Here is a 24,403-nt window from a genome sequence, read left to right as displayed (position 1 = left end):
TTTACATGGCTATTCAGTAACACATAAAAACCCTTAGCGCAGCAATGAAAATTACGCCCATCGAAATCCGGCAGCACACGTTTGAAAAGGGGTTGCGCGGCTATAGAACAGAAGATGTTGATGCATTTCTGGTTTCGTTGTCTCAGGAATGGGAACGTTTAACCAGCGAACATAAAATGTTACGAATGCAGCTCGAAATAGCTGAGAAAGAGTTGGGTAAGCTTAAAGAGGTTGAGATGACGTTGTTCCGCACGCTCAAAATGGCGGAGGATACAAGTACACAGATTACAGAACAAGCAAACAGTGCAGGTCAGAAACACGTTGGCGAAGCCCGGCAGCAAGCCGATGATATACTTGCCGATGCCCGCAAACGCTCGGCTTTAATGGTACAGGATGCGGAAAATCAGGCTCGCTATTTGAAAGATAATATTCTCAATGATATTAAATCCCTGGAGCACGATTTTAAGGCACTGGAAGGCTACAAAGAAAATCTGGCAGTACAGATTCGTACACTGGCCAACAATGCTGTCGATAGCGTAGATCGTTTCGAGAAAAAATTTGCCAAACAGAACCTCAAAGGCAAAATGGACGATATTTCCTCGCAGCTTCAGGATGAATTAAAACAGGCTGAGCCCCAAGAGACTATATCGACAGAAGCTGCTTCGGAAGCAGATACACAACCAGAGCCGGTTGCTGAACTACCCGCGTTAACAGAACGTGAAACGGCTATTCCAGAAGCGATTCCTGTCGACGAAACCGTTGTCGAAAAACTTGATGAAGCGTTACACGCAGATCATCATGAAACCGAACACCCCGTTGCTGAGACAACTGAGCCTGTTGAACAAACCGCTCCGGAATCGGTACTGGCGGAGGTCAATACAACAGAGCCAGAGACAGCGCCTAGTGAAGCTCCGGAAGACGAAGTAGTAGCTAAAAAAAGTGAATCGTTCTTCGATCAGATTTAAGTGATGCGGTGATGTAGCATCCCGAAGGAAACTCGTTGCCGGTTTACCAGGTTTCCCTCAACACATCGCATTACCACCTTATCATCTTATGGGAACAATTGCCCTGGAAGGTCTCGAATTTTTCTCTTATCACGGCTTTTACGACGAGGAGCAGAAAATAGGCAATAAATATTCGGTAGACATCGTCGTAACAGCCGACTTCTCGGAAGCGGCTCGTCGAGACCGTCTGAGCGCAACGGTTAACTACGAAGATTTATACCGAATTACAGCCGGTGTTATGAAGCAACCCGCTCGGCTGCTCGAACATATTGCGCACCAGATCATTCAGGAAATTCGCACGACATACGCGGATCTGGATGCGGTTGAAGTTAGTGTATCGAAATTCAACCCACCCATTGGGGGCGTCTGCCATCGGGCAAAAATAACGCTGAAGGAATAAAAAGAGAAAAGGGAATAGGGGGAAGAAAGGGTAAAGGCCTATGCATGCGCATACCTTCTCCCTTTCTTCCCCCTATTCCCTTTTCTCCTTCTGGCTACACCGCCTGCTGCAAACCAGCAAACGAAATAGCCATATGCGAGGCATCATAAATACATGCGCCGTTTTTGATTAATAAGACCTGTGGCGACTCGTGCTCTATACCAAATTCATTTTCAATTTTGGCAGAAATAGGCCGATTAGCCAATAGATCGAGGTAGTAAGGTTTCACTCCTAGCTGATCGTTCCAGTTCCGCTCCATTCGACTGAGTGCCATAGCACTAATCGAGCAAGTTGTGCTGTGCTTAAAGATTAGCACGGGCTGCCTTACTGACTCTGCTTTAATAGTCTCAAGTTGAGTGTCACTCGTTAGTTTGTTCCAGTTCATTCTATCAACATCCATTCTGTTGACGTAAAATCAATTTCAGTTATGAAAAGTTCGTCAGCTTTCGGGCGTATATCTCAGTTTCTCGGCCATCTCCGATGAGATCGATTCAGACGATGCACCATATCCATCAACCAGCACGCCTTTATTCCCGTTTTTGGCTTCAATAGCATACAAAACGGCTTCATCGGCGGGGTCCGTCATCCCTTCAAAACGATATACATCAACCACATCAAAATCGGCAGGCTTTAACTCGATATTGTCCGGTTGGCAATGCAAATAATCGGATTTAAGGTTATAATCCTGCGTAAAGCCCTGTTTACGCAGGCCATCGAGTGCTTCGCTAAGTGTGTCGTATGTATTCATGAGGAAGGTGGTTTATTAAATGAGTTCGTAGCTTTGCTAACTATAACCAACCTTACCTTCGCTTGTTTTCAGGATTCTACAACACGGGTATTTTTGCCTACCAAACGTTATTGACGCTGGTAGCCCCTTTTAACCCTAAAGCCCGGCAATGGGTTGACGGTCGGCGTGACTGGGCAACCATATTACAGCAACAGCTTGCCGGAAATACCAGCCCTGTAGCCTGGTTTCACGCAGCCTCACTAGGTGAGTTTGAGCAAGGCCGCCCGGTTATGGAAGCCTTTCGGACTCAGTATGCTGACTATAAAATTCTGCTAACGTTTTTCTCACCATCCGGCTATGAAGTCCGTAAAGACTATGATGGTGCCGATTATGTGATCTATCTACCCGCCGATACCCCCGCCAATGCCCAACAGTTTATTCAGTTGGTAAAACCTCAAATAGCTTTTTTCATTAAGTACGAATTCTGGTACAATTATCTCCATCAACTAAAAACGGCTCATGTGCCGGTTATTTCGTTCTCGGCGATCTTCCGTCCAAATCAGCTTTTCTTTAAGCCCTGGGGGCAGTTTTACCGCAACCTGCTCCATTTCTTCGATCATATTCTGGTGCAGAATCAGGAATCTGTGGCTTTACTTGCGAGCATTGATCTTACTAACGTGACCCTTGCAGGCGATACCCGCTTCGACCGGGTGTCGCAGGTAGTCAATACTAAAAAGGCCATCCCGTTGGCCGAGGCCTTCAAAAATAACAGCCCGGTCATTGTAATTGGCAGCGCTTGGCAAGATGATATGGCCGTTTTGATTCCCTTTCTAAATACCTTTGCCGCACCATTGAAAGCGATTATTGCCCCTCACGAAATTCACGACGACGAAATTGAGCGCTGGCGGAGTCAATTATTAAAGCCATCCGTTCGTTTCTCACTGGCTTCGGAAACAGATGTTGCGGTTGCCGGGGTACTTATCATCGACAATGTAGGAATGCTCTCATCACTCTATCAATATGGCGAGTTTGCCTACATTGGTGGGGCGTTTAAACAAGGGCTGCATAACATTCTGGAAGCCGCTACGTTTGGGATGCCGCTGTTTTTCGGTCCTGAATACGACAAATATCAAGAGGCCATTGATTTGGTGCAGGAAGGCGCAGCTTTCCCAATCAGCAACGTAAACGAATTAACCGAAGCGTTTGCCAAACAGTATAAAAACCCTGAAAACGCTGCCCAAATCAGCCGTCAGTATGTGCAGCGGAACATTGGCGCAACGGCGAAGGTTATGGAAATTGTACAGAAATTAATGAGCGAAAGAGTGAAAGAGTGAAAGAGCGTAAGACAACGCCAACCACTTGTACGCTCTTTCACTCTTTCACTCTTTCACTCATTGGCACAACACGGCTTAGTCTTACGGTCAACCGGCTCCTGGTACGAAATTCGTAACAAAGACGGACATATTTTTCAGGCGCGATTGAAGGGCAAATTCAAACTTCAGGGTCTGAAAGTCACGAATCCGATTGCCGTTGGCGACCGGGTGGAATTTGACGTGGAAGATAAAGTTGAGAACACGGCCATCATTACTGCTATTTCGCCCCGCGATAATTACATCATTCGGCAGTCGGTTCATAAAACGGCGCACGGACATATGCTGGCAGCTAACCTTGACCAGGCGGTCTTATTGGCTACGCTGGCCATGCCCCGCACGTCGGCCGGGTTTATTGACCGATTTCTGGTGTCGGCTGAATCATTCCGGATTCCCACGACGATTGTTTTTAACAAGCTTGATATTCTGAACGAAGAGGGGCTGGCGTTCCAGCAGGAAATCATCGAGTTGTATGAACGCATCGGCTACAACTGCCTGGCAACATCGGCTACTGAAGGCGTTGGCGTTGAGGCTTTCCGGGATTTGCTCAATCAAAAAGTAACGCTGCTGGCCGGGCACTCCGGCGTGGGCAAGTCATCACTCGTGAACGCCATTGCGCCAGATTTGAACCTACGAACCAACGAGGTATCATCTTTTGCCAATAAGGGTGTGCATACAACGACCTTTGCCGAAATGTTCGAACTGGCCCCCAATACCTATATTATCGACACGCCAGGCATCAAAGAACTTGGCTTGATGGACACCTCGAAGACCGAGATAGGTCACTACTTCCCCGAAATGCGCGACCGCATGAACGAATGCCGTTTCAATAATTGCCTACACATCAACGAACCCGGCTGCGCCATAAAAGAGGCCGTTGCCGAAGGAACCATTGCCGAAAGCCGTTACATGAGCTACCTGAGCATGATAGAAGGCGGGGATAACAGGCGGTAGTGTAGCGCGGGTGGAAACCCGCGCTACACTACATCAATTCGTCATTGCCGCCAATAAATCGGCCTGGGTAATGATGTGTACCTGTTCCTTTTCGTCACGCACTAACAGGGCTTTATTGTCGCGGTCGATCAAAGATGATAGTGCATCGATGGTATTGTCCAGACCGACAAATTTGAATGCTTTATCCATTACCTCACTTACGGGATGATCTTTCACGGCGGGGTCTTCTATGAGCCGATTAAGCACCGTAGAGTCGGTAAGGCTACCGACAATATGACCATTTTCGTCCGTCACCGGAATCTGCGAAATACCATAGCGATTCAACACCTGAATAGCCTGGCTCACCGAAACGTCTACACCAATTGTCGTTAATTGTGACTGGCCAGTTTTGTGGCTAATGATGTCACGAGCCGTTTTAAAGGCCCGATCTTCCAGAAAACCGTGGTCTTTCATCCAGGTATCGTTGTAAATTTTGGCGAGATAACGCGTGCCATGATCTGGTAATAGAATCACCATCACATCATCGTCGGTGAGGTGTTCTTTTGCCCATTCCAGCGCACCATGCACGGCAGTACCACACGACCAACCAACAAACAGACCTTCTTCGCGAGATAGCCGACGAGCCATAATGGCCGCATCTTTATCGGTCACCTTCTCGAAGAAGTCGATCAGACTGAAATCGACATTTTGCGGTAAAATATCTTCACCTATCCCTTCTGTCAAATACGGATAAATTTCTCCTTCGTCGAACTGGCCGGTTTCTTTGTACTTCTTGAATACAGAGCCGTAAGTATCCAGACCAATTGAAATAAGATCAGGCTTCTGCTCCTTCAAAAATTTCGAGGTACCGCAAATGGTGCCGCCAGTGCCCACACCAGCGGCAAAGTGCGTAATTTTCCCATCGGTATCTCGCCAGATTTCGGGGCCGGTTGTTTCGTAATGCGCGGCTGTATTGGCGGGGTTATCGTATTGATTTGGGTAAAGCGAATTGGGAATATCGCGGTTGAGTTTCTTTGCGACTGAGTAATACGAACGGGGGTCGTCGGGGGCTACGTTCGTTGGGCAAACGACCACTTCAGCCCCTACCGCCCGCAGAATATCTATCTTCTCCTGCGACTGTTTGTCGGCCATTGTGAAAATGCACTTGTAGCCTTTGCCAATAGCTGCCAGCGCCAGACCCATCCCCGTATTACCACTGGTTCCTTCAATGATCGTACCGCCCGGCTTGAGAACACCCCGTGCTTCGGCATCTTCGATCATACGAACGGCAATCCTGTCTTTCACGGAGTTGCCGGGGTTGAAATACTCGACTTTTGCCAGAATCGTCCCCCGAATTCCTTTCGTGACTTTATTGAGTTTCACCAGGGGCGTATTGCCAATGGTGTCGATGATGGAGTTGTAGTAGTTCATGTTCGTTAAGAGTTATTGTAGCCAAATGGTTTAGATGTAAACGCTGGAAGGATGTAGTTCGTTTGAACAATCTCCATGTGGGGCTACGACCCTTCTGACAAGCACAGCCACTTTTGAAAAGCAAAAACGCCACGATCGTGAGGTCGTGGCGTTGCGGTTATTTTAATGGGGATTATTGTCCCTTAGCGTATTGGGTAAGAAAATCGGTTACCTGCCTGTGGAAGTGTCGAAAACTTTCTGAACGTGACTCCAACCAAGTGACATCAAGATCAGCTAAGAGGCTATTGGCGAGATGCATCCTGGTTTCAGCTTTTGCTTTCTCGCCATAGACTACGTTCTTGGCCTGAGTGCGCTTAAACGACTCCAAAGGCTCATTTTTAGTGCTTCCAGAATTGTCACGCTTCCATTTTAGATACCAAAGCCAATGCTCAATGCATTGAATAGGAATCATAAAAATTACACCTGACTGTCCTTTAAACGGGTTAGCTATTTTCTCGCGACAACTTTCTACAGATTTTTTTTCAGAAGAATCAGTATCGCGTCCAATAAACAATACATCTAAACCGAAGCGTATCTTAAATAACAAAGCAGCTTGTAAGTTAGCGTCAACCTCATCTTTGGTATTCGCTTTTACACGCCAACCAAATTCTGTTACTTCCGAAAAAACCCCTTTATACTGGCTTTCTAGATAATGGACCAGAAAATTCTTTTGGGCTACATCTTCACCTAAGAATCCAAACGTAAACGTCTTGCTCATTTGGGAACCCCTCCTAAAAATCCAACCGTCCAGGAGCTACCTAATGAATTTGTGTAATGTGGTGGCTCAATACCTAATCGCTTACTTTCTTCTTCATCCGGCTCAATTACATCACGCTGTAAGTTTTTGACACGAGTAGCCCCTTCATCATCTTTATCAAAGATAAAAACGCTTTCGGTCATATCCTTGAACATATCCAGCACAATAGGACTATGTGTAGTCATGATAACTTGTATGTCTTTATCATCAGCCAAGCCCAAAATAAATTGTATTACTTCATATATTCTCCGTGGGTGAATACCCTTTTCAGGCTCTTCAAGAAGGAGGAGTTTAGGTGGGTTAGGTTGATGGATAATGCAAAGTAAGGATAGAAAATATAGTACTCCTTCGGACACTTCTTCAGCCCAATAGCCATTCTCTTCTTCATCAAAAAAGCGCAACCCAAGCATACTATCATTCCCAACTTTTACAGGAGGTAGTGTAAAATAAGCAATCTCAGGTATACACTTAGAAAGATCATCTTGAATACTTTTTGAGTTGCGCTTAAAATTGGCATCTGTGTAAAAGTAGAAAGATATTAGATTAGAGCAGTCCGCTAATAAATCTGACTGGTCTGCGGAAAATTTAACTTGTTGAAGAAGTTTCGATGGATCCGGCTTAAAAATTTTGGTACTTATAAATTCAGAAAATTCTCTTCTGTCATGGCTTGGGCTAGTATCATTTATTTTATCTCCATGCTCATTTTCAAACCAATCATCAAAGATGCTATCAACATTGGTAGCCCATTGTTTATCTTGAACTATTGATTTCTGAACACAATGATAGAGACTAATACCATTGTTCATATTGTTTCTAATCATATAACCTTCGGCAGTAGGTATATAATCAAATTCATAATTAATATCTACAGGTCTATGCTTATAGCTGATTGATTTTAGAATTTCTATATTGTTAGACCCTAGGCCACCCATTGAAAATGACTCCAGCGCCTTCAAAAAATTCGTCTTGCCCGAGTTGTTCGGGCCGATTAACAAATTAACTTTCTGAAGGTCGAGCGTGACGTCTTTCAGGCTCTTGAAATTCTGGATAGAAACGCGCTTGAGCATAGTTTGTATTGTTGTACCAAACAGCTTCTAGCTGTTTGTGTGAATTGATAACCAGCTACCCACAAACAGCTAGAAGCTGTTTGGTACGTAAAGTAAACATTACTTACCCATTTCGACAGCCCGCATCAACACCGTATTGTCGGGGTCGATCAGAATCGAAATAGGTTTGTTGGCTAAAGGTACCGTGAAAGTTTGGGTCTGTTCGGTCATGGTCAGGCGGGCGGTGCGGCTGATTTCACGACCGTTGGCACCCCGTATGCTGAACGTGAGCGGTATTGCAAAAAACGCGCCCGTTCGTTGCGCCTGCCGAACGTCGATCACCAATGCTTTTTTGGCCGCATCGTAGCTTGTTCCCCAGACAATTTCGGGGTAGCCGGGCTGATGGAGCCATTGCTGAAAAAACTGCCCCAATTTCTTGCCGGAAACACTTTCCATGACGGCCTGCAAATCGCTGGACTGGGCGTTGGCATTCCGGAATTTCTCATAGTAGGCCCGGATGCCTTTCCAGAACGTATCGTCGCCGAGTTCGTGGCGGAGCATATGGAGCACCCAGCCGCCTTTCTGATACGAGTTTGGGTTGAGCAAGTCCATCAGATTGCTCGCCGTCGAGTCAACGATGGTTCCTTTAGGTTTCAATGCCGCATACCGAAAAATCTGGCCTTTGTTCTGGTTCAATACAGCATTGAGCGTGTCTTTACCATAGGCATGTTCGAGATAGAGGGCAGAGAAATAGGTGGCAAAGCCCTCGCTCAGCCACAACTGCGACCAGTCAGCTTCGGTAGCGGAGTTCCCGAACCATTGGTGGGCAATTTCGTGGGCCAGCAATGCCTCCACATCGGAGTCTTTTTTACCAACAATTATTTTCTCGTTGTAAAAAATGCAACTGGCATTTTCCATTCCACCAAAAATTGTGGTCGACTCTACATTGGCTAGTTTTTCGTATGAATACGGCCCGATTTTACTGATAAAATATTGCAGAATCTCTTTCGCTGGCCGGTAATCAATGAAGCCCTTTTGACTATCATTGGGATAAAGCCAGCTTTGCACCGGCACCCCGCCTACCGAACCGACTTCTTCAACCGCAAACTTAGCAGCACCAATTACCATTACTTTCGTCGGAATTGGCGTGTTCTCCTGCCAGCGTGTCAACTTGCGCCCATTCGGCAAACTGCTTTCATTTAAAAACTTACCATTGGCAATGATGCGGTATGTGGCGGGGGCATTGACCGCAAAGGAACAGGTTGCCTTGTCGGATGGATGGTCAATAACGGGCAAATAATTTCGAGCGTTATTAGGCCAGTTATCGCCAAAGAATGTCCGTTCACCGAACTTATTCTGGCTAATAATAAGCCCCTTTGCAGGCGTTCCATCATACCGAATTACCACCTCCGTAGGCTGGTTGGGGGCGGCAGGCAGGTTGATAAATACGCGGTCATTGCGCTGGCTAAATGGCACCGCCTTACCATCAGGCAGGCTTACTGCACGCACACGCATACCTGTTTGTGAGGAGTCGCGGGGGCTGATCAAGTCAAACCAAACCGTTTGCCGGTCATCAGCACGAGTGAACCGAATACCCGTTTCCCCCTGAATTTGATTCGTAGAATCACTCAATTTGATCGAAAAAGCGTAGTTCTGGACATCAACACCGGGCTGGGTGTATCGGGCGGCATAACCCGGCAACTGCGCCTGAGCGCTGGCGGTTAGCAAGACCAGTAAGCTTACTAAAAATCCTTTTTTCTGTTCCTTCATTCGTCGTTACTCCTTACTCCTTTATCTCCTGGCATAATTCCACCAAAACGCCGTTTGTGCCCTTTGGATGGAGAAAACACACTAATTTATTGTCAGCTCCCCGTTTCGGAACTTCATTCAGTACAGTAAACCCTTCAGCTTTCAGGCGATCCATTTCACTAAGTATATCATCTACTTCAAAGGCAATGTGATGAACTCCCTCCCCTTTTTTCTCCAGAAACTTAGCAATGGGACTATCTGGGTTGGTGGCTTCGAGTAGTTCAATCTTGGTTTGATTTACTCTAAAGAACGACGTTGTTACTCCCTCCGACGCCACAGTTTCGGCTTTGTAAGGCTGAACATTCAGTAGTTTGGCAAATAAGTCATTCGACGCCGAAATGTCGCGGACGGCAATACCGATGTGTTCAATGTTGGTGAGCATGATTGGTTGTACCCGACAGCTTCCAGCTGTCGGCGTTTATGAAATATCGGTATGCCGACAGTTGGAAGCTGTCGGGTACGTTCGATAAGAACTTTTCCGTTTGGCCGAAAGTTATAGAGAAAGCATTGATATGCCTCAACATTGATTCGATTACAACTATGGTTACGGTTTCAGATATCGCCAAAAATAAGATTGTTGAACTCCGTTTGAAAGACGGTCTTTCCGAAAATACGGCCATCCGCGTAGCGGTCGAAGGTGGTGGATGCTCAGGTTTGATGTATGATCTTCAATTCGACGCAACCCAACAGCCAACAGACCATTTGGTTGAAGATAAAGGCATTAAGATTCTGGTAGATCGCAAAAGCTTACTGTATCTGGCCGGTACTGAACTTGATTTCTCTGACGGTCTGAACGGCAAAGGATTCCAATTCAAAAACCCGAATGCCACCCGCACCTGCGGTTGTGGAGAAAGCTTTGCCGTCTAAACCGGGATTTTAACAAGATTTAAAGGATTTTCTTGATTGCTGCAAAAAATGTAGCTCTCTTGATTTTATAGAAACTCATTTTTCTTACAAAGATTTTTTAGTTTCATAAATAAGCCAGCCTTGTATAGGTTGGCTTATTTATTTTTGCAGCTCACAAGATCAGGGCATATTTACAGCATTCTATTTTCTAGCGATAATCTTGTTCAATCCTTTAAATCTTGTAAAAATCCCGGTCACTGATGAACGCCAAACCCGTTAGCCATTCGCGCACTACGCTTACCGAATTAATGATTCCGTCTTATGCTAATTTTGGTGGCCGGGTGCATGGCGGCATTTTATTGTCGTTGATGGATAAAGTTGCTTATGCGTGCTCGGCTAAACATGCTGGCCAGTATTGCGTGACCGTATCCGTCGATGGGGTCAATTTTAGGCAACCAGTCGATGTGGGCGAGTTAGTCTCGTTTATGGCCTCGGTTAATTACGTGGGCCGGACATCGCTGGTTGTAGGGATCAAAGTTATTGCCGAGAATGTAAAAACGGGAAGCGTAAAGCATACAAACACGTCCTACTTCACGATGGTAGCGAAAGATGATGCTGACCAGCCGACCGAAGTACCTCCCCTCCTACTCGAAACGCCCGACGATGTGCGTCGATTTCTGGAGGCTATGAAACGTAAAGAGCTTCGGGCTTCCTACGGTGAACATTTCGACAACGCCAAAACGCGGATGCTGCTCACCGAGAATATCGATAAACTGGAGAAGGAACGGTGTGAGCTGACAGCGAGTCTGAACCGGGATTTTTTACAAGATTTAAAGGATTAGACAAGATTAATGCACAAGGCTATACTGCTAGTCTTCCTCATTAAAGTTCAGTTAAAATAGTTCTGCCTCTTGTATCAATCTTTTTAATCCTTTTGAATCTTGTAAAAATCCCGGTTCAGAGATTACCTCGTACAATTTTCGCTCCTGCCACCATGTTGGCTAATTTTTGTTTCGCAGCCCAGCGGGCGGTTTGGCTTAAGCCACAGTCGGGGGCAACGGCCAGTTTTTCGGCAGGAACGTAAGGCAGACACTTACGAATGCGTTCGGCTACGTCTTCGGGGGTTTCGATGTAATAGCTCTTTACATCGATGACGCCCACCGCCACGTCGAACTTTTCGGCAAAACGCGCTAACAGGTTCACTTCCGAGAAATTCAGGATCGTCATTTCAGAGTGAAGCTCATCGACGGTCATGTCCAGAAAATCGGGAAACATGGGGGCAATGGATTTTTTACCCACCGACCGGCCTTTGTAATTCCCGAAACAGAGGTGCATGGACAGGCGCGTTTTGCCTACGCCCGGTGCTACTGTCCGGTTAAAAATGTCCACAAACCGTTTGGTGTCTTCGCGGTATGCATAACACGACATCGACGGTTCGTCAACGCAAATTTCGGGTACACCCAACGCAACCAGATCGGCAATTTCTTTATTGACCAATGGCAAAAGGGCTTCGGTCACCTCCCAGCGATCTTTATACAAACTCCCCGGCAACAAGCGGCCGCTGAGTGTATAAGGTCCGGGAATAGAAACCTTAAGCCCTTGCCCTTCGGGAGCGAGCCGTTTTAGGCGAAGATATTCTTCCACAACGCCCAGGCCCCTGGGAGCTGTCAACGGCTCCACGATGTTGTGTTTACCCCGCTGATCGTGGGCAGGTGGCCCAAATCGCCGGAGTTCGGTTTCGTTGTTCTGAATACCGTTGATATAGCCGTAGAAAGACAGATTAAAGTCGAAACGGGTTTGTTCGCCATCGGTAATAACGTCCAGACCCGCTGAAACCTGATCGTGAACGGATGCCACAACGGCATCTTCAATCATTTCATTGATATCGGCCGGGCCGAATTGCGAAAGGTTCTGGCTGGAAAATTCGAGCCAGCCGGGAAACGGCATTGAGCCGACAACAGTGGTTTTTATAGGAACGGGCTGCAAAATCGTATGGGTTAATGTTTCGAAAAGAAGGGCCGGGTTTTTATATACTAATCTCCCACCAGAGCATGTCTTCGATTTGGTCGAACAAACGGAAGTCATTTTTTTCCAGCACTTTTTGTGAGGCTACATTTTCGGCAGTTGTGTCGGCCACTACACGCTGGACACCCGGTTGCTGACGTGCCCAATTCAGCATCCCGCCAACCATTTCAGTCATATACCCTTTCCGCTGAAACCCCGGATACGTTCCATAGCCTATTTCGATGGCTCCGGTTTCATCAGGTTCACCTTTAAACTTTGCTTCGGCCACAAACTGTTTTTTCTCCCGATCAACGGCCAGCCACATCGTGTGATACATTGGATCGAGTTTGGGGTTCTGCAAGCGAGGAATCGTGAAATGCACAATGATGCTCAATACAGGCTCCCATGCCTGTCGACTCCCCTTTTGTAAGCCTAATGTTTGCTCTAGCTCATACTTATTAGCGATGTGGAGACGAAGCTGGTCAAGTGTGAGCGGCATCAACGTCAGGCGGGGCGTTTCAATCATGGCAGATTAGCGGTTTGTCTGGCTTACATAGCTGGGTATGCCCACATTCGCATACAATTTAGCCAATCGATGTGCGTGTTCGTCATAGGCAGCCTCAAACAAGTCGACCGCCCGCTCGGCACCCACCACAACACCCGCGCTAAGCACTTTGGGGGGATGACCTGCTTCGGTAAGTAAACGAGCAACTTCGGCTTTAATACAGTTTACGATGACAGCTCCGCCAACTGTGCTGCCGGGTGCAACGGGCGTATCCAGATTTGGGACCGTTAGCATAGCGTCGCCAACGGGCGCACCCGTGTCCAGAATCAAATCGGCAAAGTCGCTCAGCTTTTTGCCATCGCTCCGTTTGCTGGTGCTTTGTTCTGCGTGGTCTTTTGTAATCAACGCTACTACTTTTACACCCCGCCGTTGAAACAACTCGGCCATTTCGATGGGCACGACATTACATCCCGATGAGGAAATTACGAGCGCAGCATCCTGATTTGACAGGTCATAATTTCGGAGGATACGGTCGGCAAATCCGGGTACGTTCTCCAAAAACATGGCCTGACGTTGCCCATTGGCCCCTACCACGAGATTATGGAATGTTAGCGACAGTTCAACAATGGGGTTGAAGCCGGGAAAGGAGCCATAGCGTGGCCACATTTCTTCGACCATGATCCGGCTGTGCCCTGACCCGAACACATGCACCATGCGGCCGGCCAGAATCGTATCGGCAAACCACCGGGCGGCTTCTTCAATTTGTGTTTTTTGTGCGTCTACCGTATCGAGAATCTGACGGCACTTTTGGATGTATTGACTTATCATATTGATGGAATCTGGCAATCGGCCTGGCGCGGGTATTTACCCGTGCCTGTTAATATCGCCAGTATTTACTGGCGCAAACTATCTACTCAAAAACGCCAGTAAATACTGGCAACATTAATAGGCACGGGTGAATACCCGCGCCAGGCCGATCGCACCACTTAAAATTGGGTGGGTCTTGTCAAGAACACTGTATCGCGAAACTTGCGGCTCCAATAGCGCCAGCCATATCGCCAAATTGAGCGATTTTAATGGGTGTTTCCATCCCACCGGGACGCCATTCGTAGAGGTTCATGAACTCGGCAAGTGGCAATAGTAAATCATCTTCGGCCTGGGTTATACCCCCACCTAGCACGACTAAATCCGGCGAGAATAAATTCACAAAAGAACTAATCCCTATGGCTAGCTTCCGAACCGACGACAGCCAGACCCACTGCGCAAAATAGTCACCTTTTTTATAGGCTTCGAGCAATTCGTAGGTCGACGTAAACCGACCCAGTGATCGTTTCTCAATGGTGGCATTGCCAATGGCATCTTCCAGACTCCCTGGCATACCCGTAATATCGCGGTCGCCATCGGCATCTACAGTTACATGGCCCATATGGCCTGCTTTCTGAAAGTTACCCTGATACAACTTTCCGTCTATCAGAATCCCGCCACCAACGCCCGTACCAAGCGTTAGCATCACGACATTCTTCTGACCTTTGGCAACGCCAAAGCGACTTTCGGCCAGCAGAGCCGCATGGGCGTCGTTGACAACGTAAACGGTATCGTTCAGAAAATTTCCCCAATGAAACCCTTCAAGTCCGCTCAACCGACCGGGCATAAAAGCGATGGATTCATTCGTTGGACCCGGCAAACCAGGGGCCGACAGCCCAATGGCACGCACCGCCCCTGCTGATTCGTTACGCAGATCGGCAACGGATTCAGCCACAGCCTGCTTCCAGTCTTTGTCGCCAAGCGTAGGGTGATAAAGCTGCTTAACTAGTTCGCCGGTTTCAATATCCATGAGCACCCCTTTAATCCAGGTGCCCCCAAGGTCAATGCCAATTGCGGTGGTCATATCTGTCCTTCGCTTACGCTCCAGCCGCCATCTACCGTGAGCACCTGGCCGGTGGTGAAGGCCGAATAATCGGACATAAAATAGACGGCAGCACCATCCAAATCAGAAGGAAGGCCAATACGACCCCCATCGAGCGGTTGCTTGGTTTTGGTGAACGCTATGATTGTTTCATCTTTTGTGGCACGTTGCGCCATTGGGGTTTCGACAAGGGCCGGTGCCAGCACATTGACACGTATGTTATCGTTGGCATAGTAGGCCGCCACCGACTTGGTAAACCCAATTACAGCCGATTTCATGGCCGCGTAGGCATGTGTAGCAAAATAGGCGGGCGACGGACTGGACCCGAGCACAGAACCCATGTTCAGGATAACGCCCCCTCCACCCTGCGCCCGGAATACCCGAACGGCAGCCTGGTTCGACAACATCAATGAGGTTAGGTTGAGGTTAACCGTATAATTCCAGCCATCGAGCGTAATATCGTGCAGAGGGCCATCACCGAACCGTCGACCGCTCCCACCCGCGACATGAAACAACCCATCGAAACCGCCAAAAATCTGCTGACACAGCGCAATGGCCTCAGGAGCCGTTTGCGGATCGGCGGCATCGCCCGACATGGCCAGCCCATTGCCATCGAGTTGTTTTTCGGCTACGGCACAACTTTCGGGGTTTCGCCCGACCACGACAACCTGCGCCCCTTCACGAACGAACGCCAGTGCCGCCGACAAGCCCATACCCGTTGTGCCGCCAATGACAACGATTTTTTTAGATTCTAACCACATATGTGTAGTAATAAGGACTAAAAGGAGTATGAACACTTAGTACCCACTCTTCCTTTTATACGTTCATCTAAACCAAATCCCGTTCAATGATTTTTCCACTGGCTTTTTCTTTCAAAATCACCTTGTTCCGGCCATCGTGGGTCATTTCCTGCTTGATGAGATAGTGATCGGCGTCGTACTCGACCAGCGTCGATTCGGGTTTGAGACCCTCCTGTCCGCGCCAGACCGGCAGGTTTACTTTTTCCCACTGTTTCGTTTCGGCTGATTTATAGGCGGCATCGAGAACGGCATTCACGACATATCCATCATAGAAGGTTTCGGCGGGTTCGCGGCCTTCCTCCTGCGATTTGAACATGTCTGTAAACATGTGATTGTATCCCAGATCATTGACTTCATCGCCAACGGGAAATAGCCAGCCAGTATTGGATTCGGCTTTTTCCGCCACGTAATCGGCACCTGTACCCGTGGTGAACATCTCAAAGCCCGTTCGAAGGAAATTGTTGATCCAGATGGTACCTTCCGTTCCCATGACCTCATCGCGAAGGTCCATGCCGCCCCGGAACGTCCAGCTTACTTCGAACTGCCCGATAGCCCCATTTTCGTATTTTACCAGGGCAATAGCGTGGTCTTCAGCATCAATCGGTTTCACCTGCGTAGCGGCCCAGCACATGACCTCTATGGGCTTCACATCTTTCCCAATGAAGTTCCGGGAAATTTCGACACAATGGCAACCCAGATCGAGCATACATCCCCCCCCGGCCTGCTCTTTATCCCAAAACCAGTCGGAGTGCGGGCCGGGGTGCGTTTCGCGCGATTTCGCCCAGAGAATGCGACCCAGTGCGCCACTTTTAACACTTTCCAGCGATTTGAGGAATTTTGGTGTGTAGCATAAGTCTTCCAGATAACCCGCAAAAATGCCTGCTTCTTCAACCGTCTGCATCATGCGCAGGGCTTCGTCGGCATTACGGCCCAGCGGTTTTGTACATACCACCGATTTTTTGTGTTTGGCGCAGAGGTTAACCGCCATTTCGTGGATGTTATTAGGAAGGGCAATACAAACCATGTCCACGTTGGGGTGGGCGATTACTTCTTCCATGTTGGTTGAAGCAAAATCACAGCCGTAGTCGGTCGCAAATTTCTGGGCGGTTTCCTCCCGACGAGCATAAATGGCAACCACTTTGTCGCGGCTGCGCTGACCGTGGATGGATTCGGCATAGAAGCGGCCAATGAAGCCGCCCCCAAGCATAGCAATACGTTGCATAAAGGTTTAGGTAAAGGGTTAATCCGTACTTTCGTGCAGTTAAAGTAGAGAACCCCCGCCGTTTTTTTTTATCCATGGCCGATTTTTTCGACATCCACACGATTTTCTTTACGGTATGGGATTACCCCATGAGTTACCTCGAATTTTTCGGGGCCTTATCAGGTGCGGTAGCCACCTGGCTAGCCGCCAAAGCCAACGTATGGAGCTGGCCCATCGGAGCCGCCAGTGTGCTGCTTTTCTTCTTTTTGTTCTTCCAGATTCAGCTCTACCCCGATATGTTTTTGCAGGTTTTCTTCTTTATCACGAACCTGCAAGGCTGGTGGCGCTGGACACACCCCAAAGCCCTGGAAGCCGACAGCCGCAATGAGCTTCGTATTACCCGGCTTCTGGGTAAACCCCTGGTTCTAGTGTTGCTTGGCGGGGTGGTCGCTATGGGTGTTTTGGGCACCTTCGCACAGAACCTGCACGTCTGGTTTCCGGTCTTATTCAGCCAGCCAAGCGCATTCCCCTATCTCGATTCGTTTACAACGGTCATGAGTATTATTGGTACATTCATGATGATTCAGAAAAAGCTGGAATGCTGGTGGGTGTGGCTGCTTGTCGACATCATCAGCACCTATATGTATTTTACGAAAGGTGTAAAACTGGTCGGTGTCGAATACGCTGTTTTTTGCCTGATTGCCTTTCAGGGAGCATGGCACTGGACTCGTGAGTACAGAGCGTATTCGGCGCAGTCGGCGTGACGACCATCTAATTTTCCAACAAATTCCATACAGCTGGCAAAGCGTGTCAAGAACGCGCATAACGTAGCTTTTGGCTGGTTATAGTATTTACTAAAAATTGATAGATCAACTAAAGTGCTATTCTAAAATAGTACGTTTTTTAGACAAGTAATTATAAAACAAAATATATTAATTAGTATTATATAAAGAATATTTAACCTTAACCTATTGATAACTATTATATTACCGATTTTGCATTATAACTTTGCACTGAAAACAAAATAGTTAACCTATATGGCAGTTGCCAAACAATTCCTCAAAAGCAAGCCCCTTGCAAAAGTAACGTTTGAGTTGTCGGCCGAAGCCGTCAACGGTGCTAAGACGGTCGCTCTGGCCGGTGAATTCAATGGCTGGGATGCCCAGGCCCTGAAAAAGCAGAAAGATGGTTCTTACAAAACGACGGTTGAATTGCCAGTTGGTGGCGAATACCAATACCGCTACGTTTTGGATGGTACAACATGGACGAATGACTCAGCCGCCGACAAATATGTTCCGAGCGGTGTTTCATACGACGAGAACTCGGTTGTTGTTCTCTAACAAAAGAAATTAGAAACGAAAAAGGGGAATCAAGCTAAACAGCCTGATTCCCCTTTTTTGTAATACCGACCGTCTCGGTCGGGTGTGATACAATTTATTTACGCCCGACCGAGACGGTCGGTACTACACGCTACACGCTAAAGCTATCGGATTCTACATAAGCTTTAATAAGGGCGACTTCGCCTTCTTTGCCCTTCATCGACTTCCCGTGTTCCATACCGAAAATAAACTCCTTATTCTCGGCTTTTTGTTTCTGGTAAATGTACTTGAACACATTTTTGTAATTGATTTCACCCGTTGTGGGTTCATTACGGCCTGGGTTGTCGCCAATTTGAAAGTAGCCAATTTCGTTCCAGCACCAGTTAATGTGGGGAATAATGTGCCCTTCGTTTTTCTGCATGTGGTAGATATCAAACAGAATTTTACAGGATGGACTGTTGACCGCCCGGCAAATTTCATACGTTTGATCCGATGTTCGTAAAAATAGGTTAGGCGTGTCGCTCAAGGGTTCCAGCACCATAACCACTCCGGCCGGAGCCAGAATATCGGCACCCCGGCGAAGGGCGTCTATAACATGCCCGGTTTGAATACCAATTGGCAGATTACGCTCAAAATCGCCGGGAACAACCGTTGTCAGTTTGCCATTGATTCGCTTTGCTGTCTCGACGGCTTTTCGGCATCCAGCCAGAAAAATATCAACAAATTCGGTTTTTCCAGCGGCCAGTGTATTCTGCCCATTACCGCCTTTATCGAGTACAAAAACACCCATTTTCATACCAAGACGAGCCATTTCTTCCCCAATTTTGGTTTGAAGTGCCGGGTCCCGGCCCATCATGCCGTTGTCTTCGATGGCCGTAAAACCAAGGTCGGCCATGAATTTGAGTTGATCGATCAGGTCGCTGCCCGCACTGTTTTCGAACATGCCGAAGTGAGGGGCATATTTCAGCTTGAAGGTATTTTTAGCCAGCAAGTTCGGTTGTGAGTGCCAGTTACCGGCTACTGATTCACTCGTTACAGCGGTACCTGCCAGACCTAAGCCGGCCGCGCCTAGGCCGGCCGCGCCAAATGTTGATTTTACAAAATTACGTCGTTGCATAAGGTAGTGTATCTGGACCGGGATTTTTTCGAGATTTTAAGGATTAGACAGGATTAGACAGGATTATCCAATAGGTAAAATGACCTTCTCCTGTTTAAATAGCTCGAAGAGCTCTATTGGATAATCCTGTCTAATCCTGTTTAATCCTTTGAATCTTGTAAAAATCCCGGTTCTATTTCTTTTTTAAACTTGCTAAATATTCCACTAAATCAACCAAATTCTGTGTGCTCATGGATTCCTGCAAACCTGAGGGCATCATGGATGCATCCAGTTGTTTCATCGACACAACATCAGACGTTTTGAAATTCTGCACCACCCCACCCGGAAACTTCATCTGCAGGTCGGTTTCGGTTTTGCTGGATATGATGCCCGTCATGGCACTGCCGTCTTTGAACTTCACCTCCCATCCTTCATAGCCGAAACTAATACCCGCGTCGGGGTGCAGAATAGCCAGATACTGACCTTCTTTGGGCAATTTAGAGCCAATTTCCGACAGCTTTGGACCGAAGTCCATACCCTCACCATTTACCTGATGGCAGATGTTGCAATTATTCTTGAACACGGAGACGCCACGGGCTGCATCGCCATTCATAGCCAGCAATTCATTCATGCCGGGTAGTTTTTTACCCTCCGCACTTTGGCCGCCATCCAGGAAGCTAGCCGCCTGAATCCGAATGTTTTTGCGCCAGTCGTTGCTAACGCCCTGTACGGCCGACTTTTTATAATCGCCTTTTATGTCACCGGATTTGAGTAGAGCCACGACCATGTCTGCCCCTTCCATACTACCCCCTAAGGAACGGGTCGCTTCCCGTCGCAGGGCGGATGACCGTTTGTCGTCAAGGGCCACCGTTTTCAGAATGTCCATCGACTCTTTATTCCCCACCCGGCGCAGTGCCACCAGCATATTTGTGGCCGCTTCGGGGTCATTTCCATTAATTACCTCCCAAACCATCGGGCCGCCCTTTTGCTTGAGCAACTGCCGAACGGCATCGCGCCCCATACCGTCCATCGACTTCTGAACGGCCAGTTGTTTCAGGTGGGCATTTTCGGATACCGGCTCAAAACGAGTTACCAGTTCAACGTATTCGGGGGTGCCGTACACGTCGTTCATGAGTTTGGTCAGCGCACTCGTTGCCACAGGTGAGTTCTTTACGAATTCAGGGTCGAGGTGCCGTAGCGCCAGTTTGGTAACCTCAGTCGTGTTACTATTTGCCTGTAAAATACCGAGCAACGCATTTGATTTTTCGGTAGCACCGGGATTGAAATCAAACGCCCGGAAATAACGTAAACGCTGATTGACATCTACGGCCGGGTCGCCCGCCAGCTTCGCCAGCATGGGAACAGACTCTTTGGTACGAGCACGCCATACAATGTCACGACCGCCTACATTGGCCAGCGGATCGTTGTTCATTTGCCTCACCCAGGCAGCATAGTATGTATCCCAATTGCCATCGGCACCTATGCCCAGGGCTTCCAGATACCAGCGATCTTTGCCATCGTACTGACTCGCCAGTTGCGCCCATAATGCAGGAGCATCAGGTGAAGTATTCCCCCGAAGAGCAATGGCAACCTCCCGGCGAACCTGAGCGTCTGCATCATTAACAAGCTGTTTTGCGTAGGGAATGATATTTGTTTTGAGTTCGCGTGCCGCCCGAAGTGCCGTAATCCGTAAATCTGGGTTATCACTTTTCAGCGCCGTTTCAATGTATTTCGGTCCTTTATCGAGCTTGCTCAATAGCCATAGAGCGCGGGCCTGCATCCGGGGGTTAGTTGACGTTTTATACAGTTTAGCCAGTGCTTTTTCGGCCTTTTTGTCCATGCTCCGCAACTTCTGCCAGGCAGCATACCGAATGGACATATTCGGGCTTTGCAGTGCCAGAATGGCCCCGTCGGTGGTTGTCAGATCAACTTTTGGCATGGTGTAGGGCGAATTGGGTGGTGCCACCCGATACACGCGCCCCCGGCTCTGATCGCCCGCCTGGTGTCCACCCACGCCGGGGTCATACCAATCGGCAATAATGAGTGAGCCATCGGGTGCCACACACACATCGGCAGGCCGGAACCACTGATCGCGGGTGCCTTCCAGCACATTTACGATTTCAGCTTTATAACCCGCGCCGTCCTTTTGCACAGGATACGACCGCACTACATTGGGACCGGCATCGCAGTGAATCATCTGATTCCGAAATACTTCGGGCAGAAGCGTTCCTTCATACACGATCATACCCGTTGGCGAGCCTGCTCCGGTTTGAATAAGGTTCGGAACAACACCAGGGTCGTTGAGGTGCCAATGGCGTCTGGGGATTTCGGGTTCGATATTCTCCCGGTTAGCCTGCCAGCCCGCGCCGGTCATTTCGTCGGTATAGCCGTAGTTGCCATATTCCATGACGTAGTTGATCCGAACACCTTTGTTGCCATCGTCGTCGTTGTCCGACTGCCACAGCGTACCATAGGAGTCAACGGCGACTTCATAGTTATTACGGAAATTCTGGCCAAGTACCTCCACGTTCTTCCCATCGGGGTCGCAGCGAAACACCATGCCCATCTTGAAATTCTGCTTGTTGATGGTTTTTCCGGTAGCGATATCGACAACTGCATTGTTGTCTTTGTCGAGAAGCTGGCCTCCTTCGTTGCCGAAGTTGAAATACCATTTACCATCCGGCCCGAACACAAAGGTGTGCATGCCGTGGTCGTGCTGTTCGCCACCAATACCCGTAAAGAGCAGTTCTTTTTTGTCCGCTTTATCGTCGCCGTTTTCGTCGGTAAATACCCAAACGTTCGGACTATCGGACACGATCACTTTATTACCCTGCACCCAAATACCCAGCGGTGACTCAATATCGGCACCCTGATAAAACACCTTCGAGACATCGGCCTTGCCATCGCCATTGGTATCTTCCAGAATCATGATGCGGTCGCCCTCTTTGCTGGTTGGATTGCCATTTATGGCTGGGCGGTAATTGTACGCTTCGCATACCCAAACCCGCCCACGAGCATCCACATCAATATTGGTTGGATTCTTCAGCATGGGTTCGGCGGCAAACAGAGTTGCTTCCAGTCCCGGTGCTACATTCAGGCTACCAACGGCATATTTAGGATCATGCTTATCATCGTCGCTCAATTGAGCGAACAGGTTTGTCAGGTAACGCCCCGAAGCAGCATTGAGGTTTCGATTCTGATATGCCCCAACAAATACGCCACCAACAAGTAATCCAGCGGCTGATAATGCGACCATCCGTCGTGAAAAGGCGGAGCGTTTCGCTGTTAATAATCGATTCATAGAAGTAGTCTACTAAAGATAGAAGTAGCTGTTAATGTGTAAAGCTGAACACTACCCGTTAAAATGACAGGGCTGCTCATTTATACCCATTGATACTCAGATTTTTCAAGCCATTGCCTCTAAGTATATTCTATACCAAAACATTTTGTGTGGGATTGTGTAGTTACACTGAACATTCACCTAATTCTTACACAAATGGGCTTTTTATATTCTATTATCCTGGGTGGTATTGCCGGTTACATCGCCAGCCGACTCATGGACAGTCACAATTCGGCTTTAGTCAATATCATTTTGGGTATTGTGGGTGGCCTTGTCGGCGGTTTCATCGCCAAGCGGCTCGGCAACGACCCAGACAACGATGGCTTATTCATGAACTTATTAATTTCCGTAGGCGGAGCCATCGTACTGATTTTCCTGGGGCGGCTGTTTTAACAACACAGTAATCAGCTTATAACTAATAATTTTGTCAACCTCTGCTGTGCCACACCTGGTGGAATGGCAGAGGTTTTATTTGCTTTCAGCTATTGGGAGAAGGCCCTATGATCTAAGGGACTCTCATATTTATTTGAGACTTTGAATTGAGGATGAGGTTGGTGTATGATTGATAAATCTCATTATGCAATCACACCTGTAGGATAAAAATTTGTTGAGTTCAACCACATTTTATCTAACTATAGTTATAATTTAGCTACTCACTAATTTTGTCCCCAATTCACTTGCCAATCGATGACTAAGTTCAAATCGTCAGTTTCTCTAAAGATCCTATCCCTTTGCCTACTCAGCTTTATAACTTTAAATAGTTGCAATAAAGAGAAAGAACCTGCGGTAACCTCGGTAGTAGCACAGGGATATTTAGACGAAGTAGTGGGTTTAATGAAGACCAATTCAATCAATCGAAAAACGATTGACTGGACGGTGTTTAAAGCGAAAGTAGATGCCCAGGCCCAAGGAGCACAGACTATTGCGGATACCTATCCTGCTATTCAGCTTGGGTTAACGCTACTTGGTGACAATCACAGCATGTACTATACGAGTACTGGAACCGTAATTTACGGTAACTCAACAGCAGCCTGTACAGATGCTACTATCATAACCGGAACAATACACGAAGGGATCGGCTATGTTAAGGTGAGCACTTTTAACGGAGGTGGTATCGATGCCACTAAGTTCGCTCAATCGATCCAAGATGCTATCAAAGCCGCCGATAGTGGCTCAATTGTAGGCTGGATTGTTGATCTGAGAGGCAATTTAGGGGGTAACATGTGGCCTATGCTGGCGGGTGTAGGGCCCCTGTTAGGGGAGGGTGTATGTGGTTATTTCCTGGATCCCGATGGAAATGCGTCGGCTTGGTCCTATCAAAAAGGCAGCGCCTTATTGAACCAAGCTGAACTTACGAAAGTGGAATCGGCTTACACCGTTCGAAAAGCAAATTTTAAAGTGGCTGTATTGACCGATCGAGCTACTGCCAGTTCGGGTGAGGCCGTAGCGATTGCCTTCAAAGGACGGCCAAACACCCGCAGTTTTGGCAAGGCCACGTGTGGTTTATCAACCGCTAATGCAACCAACAGGCTGAGTGATGGTGCACTTTTAAATTTGACTCAGTCTACGATGGCCAACCGATCTAAACAAGGTTACGGCTCCTCCATTCAGGTCGATGAAGTAGTGGTTGCTGAAAAGGTTATCGCAGAAGCCACAAGCTGGCTACTTCAATAAAGATAATTAGTCTACTGCTATTTTATATGGAATAACCCACCCGAAATTGCATTTGGTCAAATAGTATAAATTTTCGAATTTTCAATTGAGGATATAGATTGACTTGTCTCCGTAATAATCATTTTACGTAAATGCAGTTATAGTACTGGTCTGGACT

Annotated in this window: 25 protein-coding genes; 10 read left to right on the top strand and 15 right to left on the bottom strand. The window is 47.7% G+C overall.

Annotated elements, in window-relative coordinates:
• Window positions 1-44: 44 nt before the first annotated feature.
• Both CWM47_RS15995 and folB read left to right on the top strand, forming a co-directional pair.
• The gene (locus CWM47_RS15995) at window positions 45-965 is read left to right on the top strand and encodes a DivIVA domain-containing protein (RefSeq protein ID WP_100989192.1); all 921 of its coding nucleotides are present in this window, start codon (window positions 45-47) and stop codon (window positions 963-965) included.
• Window positions 966-1,053: 88 nt separating this feature from the next.
• Window positions 1,054-1,404 (top strand): dihydroneopterin aldolase, encoded by a 351-nt coding sequence (folB, locus tag CWM47_RS15990; RefSeq protein WP_100989190.1) that lies wholly within the window; start codon window positions 1,054-1,056, stop codon window positions 1,402-1,404.
• 94 nt (window positions 1,405-1,498) lie between these two features.
• Here folB and ytxJ read toward each other — a convergent pair whose 3' ends face one another.
• Window positions 1,499-1,828, bottom strand: coding sequence for a bacillithiol system redox-active protein YtxJ (ytxJ, locus tag CWM47_RS15985; RefSeq protein WP_100993904.1), 330 nt, complete (start codon window positions 1,826-1,828; stop codon window positions 1,499-1,501).
• Between the two features lie 54 nt (window positions 1,829-1,882).
• A complete protein-coding gene (locus tag CWM47_RS15980; RefSeq protein WP_100989188.1) occupies window positions 1,883-2,191 on the bottom strand; it encodes a phosphoribosylpyrophosphate synthetase in 309 nt (102 codons plus the stop codon).
• 62 nt (window positions 2,192-2,253) lie between these two features.
• Here CWM47_RS15980 and CWM47_RS15975 point away from each other — a divergent pair, with 62 nt between their 5' ends.
• Together CWM47_RS15975 and rsgA are read left to right on the top strand one after the other, a co-directional pair.
• Window positions 2,254-3,504, top strand: coding sequence for a 3-deoxy-D-manno-octulosonic acid transferase (locus tag CWM47_RS15975; RefSeq protein WP_100989186.1), 1,251 nt, complete (start codon window positions 2,254-2,256; stop codon window positions 3,502-3,504).
• A gap of 60 nt (window positions 3,505-3,564) precedes the next feature.
• On the top strand, window positions 3,565-4,494 hold the full coding sequence (rsgA, locus tag CWM47_RS15970) for a ribosome small subunit-dependent GTPase A (RefSeq protein WP_100989184.1): 930 nt from the start codon (window positions 3,565-3,567) through the stop codon (window positions 4,492-4,494).
• Between the two features lie 33 nt (window positions 4,495-4,527).
• Here rsgA and CWM47_RS15965 read toward each other — a convergent pair whose 3' ends face one another.
• The 5 genes from CWM47_RS15965 to mce all read right to left on the bottom strand — a co-directional run bounded on the left by CWM47_RS15965 (window position 4,528) and on the right by mce (window position 9,937).
• Complete coding sequence (locus CWM47_RS15965) at window positions 4,528-5,904, bottom strand: cystathionine beta-synthase (RefSeq protein ID WP_100989182.1); 1,377 nt, start codon at window positions 5,902-5,904, stop codon at window positions 4,528-4,530.
• A 172-nt stretch (window positions 5,905-6,076) separates the two neighbouring features.
• Window positions 6,077-6,661, bottom strand: coding sequence for a hypothetical protein (locus tag CWM47_RS15960; protein WP_100989180.1), 585 nt, complete (start codon window positions 6,659-6,661; stop codon window positions 6,077-6,079).
• Window positions 6,658-7,767 (bottom strand): AAA family ATPase, encoded by a 1,110-nt coding sequence (locus CWM47_RS15955; protein ID WP_100989178.1) that lies wholly within the window; start codon window positions 7,765-7,767, stop codon window positions 6,658-6,660. The genes CWM47_RS15960 and CWM47_RS15955 overlap by 4 nt, the downstream gene beginning before the upstream one ends.
• A gap of 99 nt (window positions 7,768-7,866) precedes the next feature.
• Entirely contained in the window at window positions 7,867-9,516 is a 1,650-nt protein-coding gene (locus tag CWM47_RS15950) for a M1 family metallopeptidase (RefSeq protein WP_100989176.1), read from the bottom strand.
• Window positions 9,517-9,529: 13 nt separating this feature from the next.
• Complete coding sequence (gene mce, locus CWM47_RS15945; RefSeq protein ID WP_100989175.1) at window positions 9,530-9,937, bottom strand: methylmalonyl-CoA epimerase; 408 nt, start codon at window positions 9,935-9,937, stop codon at window positions 9,530-9,532.
• Between the two features lie 158 nt (window positions 9,938-10,095).
• On the opposite strand from mce, the gene CWM47_RS15940 reads away from it, so the two are divergent.
• Window positions 10,096-10,422, top strand: coding sequence for a HesB/IscA family protein (locus CWM47_RS15940; RefSeq protein WP_100993903.1), 327 nt, complete (start codon window positions 10,096-10,098; stop codon window positions 10,420-10,422).
• A 239-nt stretch (window positions 10,423-10,661) separates the two neighbouring features.
• Complete coding sequence (locus CWM47_RS15935) at window positions 10,662-11,243, top strand: acyl-CoA thioesterase (RefSeq protein ID WP_100989173.1); 582 nt, start codon at window positions 10,662-10,664, stop codon at window positions 11,241-11,243.
• Window positions 11,244-11,358: 115 nt separating this feature from the next.
• On the opposite strand, the gene CWM47_RS15930 is transcribed toward CWM47_RS15935, so the two are convergent.
• From CWM47_RS15930 to CWM47_RS15905, 6 genes are all read right to left on the bottom strand, one after another.
• Window positions 11,359-12,387, bottom strand: coding sequence for a methionine synthase (locus tag CWM47_RS15930; RefSeq protein WP_100989171.1), 1,029 nt, complete (start codon window positions 12,385-12,387; stop codon window positions 11,359-11,361).
• 40 nt (window positions 12,388-12,427) lie between these two features.
• Window positions 12,428-12,931: a GNAT family N-acetyltransferase gene (locus CWM47_RS15925; protein ID WP_100989170.1), complete on the bottom strand. Its 504-nt coding sequence runs from the start codon at window positions 12,929-12,931 to the stop codon at window positions 12,428-12,430.
• A gap of 6 nt (window positions 12,932-12,937) precedes the next feature.
• Window positions 12,938-13,738 (bottom strand): sugar isomerase domain-containing protein, encoded by an 801-nt coding sequence (locus tag CWM47_RS15920; RefSeq protein ID WP_100993902.1) that lies wholly within the window; start codon window positions 13,736-13,738, stop codon window positions 12,938-12,940.
• A gap of 178 nt (window positions 13,739-13,916) precedes the next feature.
• Window positions 13,917-14,798 (bottom strand): ROK family protein, encoded by an 882-nt coding sequence (locus CWM47_RS15915; protein ID WP_100989168.1) that lies wholly within the window; start codon window positions 14,796-14,798, stop codon window positions 13,917-13,919.
• Window positions 14,795-15,577 carry an SDR family NAD(P)-dependent oxidoreductase gene (locus tag CWM47_RS15910; RefSeq protein ID WP_100989166.1) on the bottom strand — a complete coding sequence of 261 codons (783 nt, stop codon included), beginning with the start codon at window positions 15,575-15,577 and terminating at the stop codon, window positions 14,795-14,797. The genes CWM47_RS15915 and CWM47_RS15910 overlap by 4 nt, the downstream gene beginning before the upstream one ends.
• 67 nt (window positions 15,578-15,644) lie before the next feature.
• The gene (locus CWM47_RS15905; protein WP_100989164.1) at window positions 15,645-16,838 is read right to left on the bottom strand and encodes a Gfo/Idh/MocA family protein; all 1,194 of its coding nucleotides are present in this window, start codon (window positions 16,836-16,838) and stop codon (window positions 15,645-15,647) included.
• A 74-nt stretch (window positions 16,839-16,912) separates the two neighbouring features.
• On the opposite strand from CWM47_RS15905, the gene pnuC reads away from it, so the two are divergent.
• Together pnuC and CWM47_RS15895 are read left to right on the top strand one after the other, a co-directional pair.
• Window positions 16,913-17,581: a nicotinamide riboside transporter PnuC gene (gene pnuC / locus CWM47_RS15900; RefSeq protein WP_100989162.1), complete on the top strand. Its 669-nt coding sequence runs from the start codon at window positions 16,913-16,915 to the stop codon at window positions 17,579-17,581.
• Between the two features lie 273 nt (window positions 17,582-17,854).
• Window positions 17,855-18,157, top strand: coding sequence for an isoamylase early set domain-containing protein (locus tag CWM47_RS15895; RefSeq protein ID WP_100989160.1), 303 nt, complete (start codon window positions 17,855-17,857; stop codon window positions 18,155-18,157).
• A gap of 130 nt (window positions 18,158-18,287) precedes the next feature.
• On the opposite strand, the gene CWM47_RS15890 is transcribed toward CWM47_RS15895, so the two are convergent.
• Together CWM47_RS15890 and CWM47_RS15885 are read right to left on the bottom strand one after the other, a co-directional pair.
• The gene (locus tag CWM47_RS15890; RefSeq protein WP_100989159.1) at window positions 18,288-19,253 is read right to left on the bottom strand and encodes a hydroxypyruvate isomerase family protein; all 966 of its coding nucleotides are present in this window, start codon (window positions 19,251-19,253) and stop codon (window positions 18,288-18,290) included.
• A gap of 172 nt (window positions 19,254-19,425) precedes the next feature.
• Window positions 19,426-22,533, bottom strand: coding sequence for a PVC-type heme-binding CxxCH protein (locus CWM47_RS15885; RefSeq protein ID WP_100989157.1), 3,108 nt, complete (start codon window positions 22,531-22,533; stop codon window positions 19,426-19,428).
• Window positions 22,534-22,728: 195 nt separating this feature from the next.
• On the opposite strand from CWM47_RS15885, the gene CWM47_RS15880 reads away from it, so the two are divergent.
• The gene (locus tag CWM47_RS15880) at window positions 22,729-22,965 is read left to right on the top strand and encodes a GlsB/YeaQ/YmgE family stress response membrane protein (RefSeq protein WP_100989155.1); all 237 of its coding nucleotides are present in this window, start codon (window positions 22,729-22,731) and stop codon (window positions 22,963-22,965) included.
• A 441-nt stretch (window positions 22,966-23,406) separates the two neighbouring features.
• A complete protein-coding gene (locus CWM47_RS15875) occupies window positions 23,407-24,246 on the top strand; it encodes a S41 family peptidase (protein ID WP_157815975.1) in 840 nt (279 codons plus the stop codon).
• Window positions 24,247-24,403 lie beyond the last annotated feature (157 nt).

It is taken from the genome of Spirosoma pollinicola, from assembly GCF_002831565.1.
In the GTDB taxonomy this organism is placed as follows: domain Bacteria; phylum Bacteroidota; class Bacteroidia; order Cytophagales; family Spirosomataceae; genus Spirosoma; species Spirosoma pollinicola.
The sequence above is the reverse complement of the archived record's forward strand: the minus strand, read 5'-3'. Positions and strand labels throughout refer to the sequence as shown.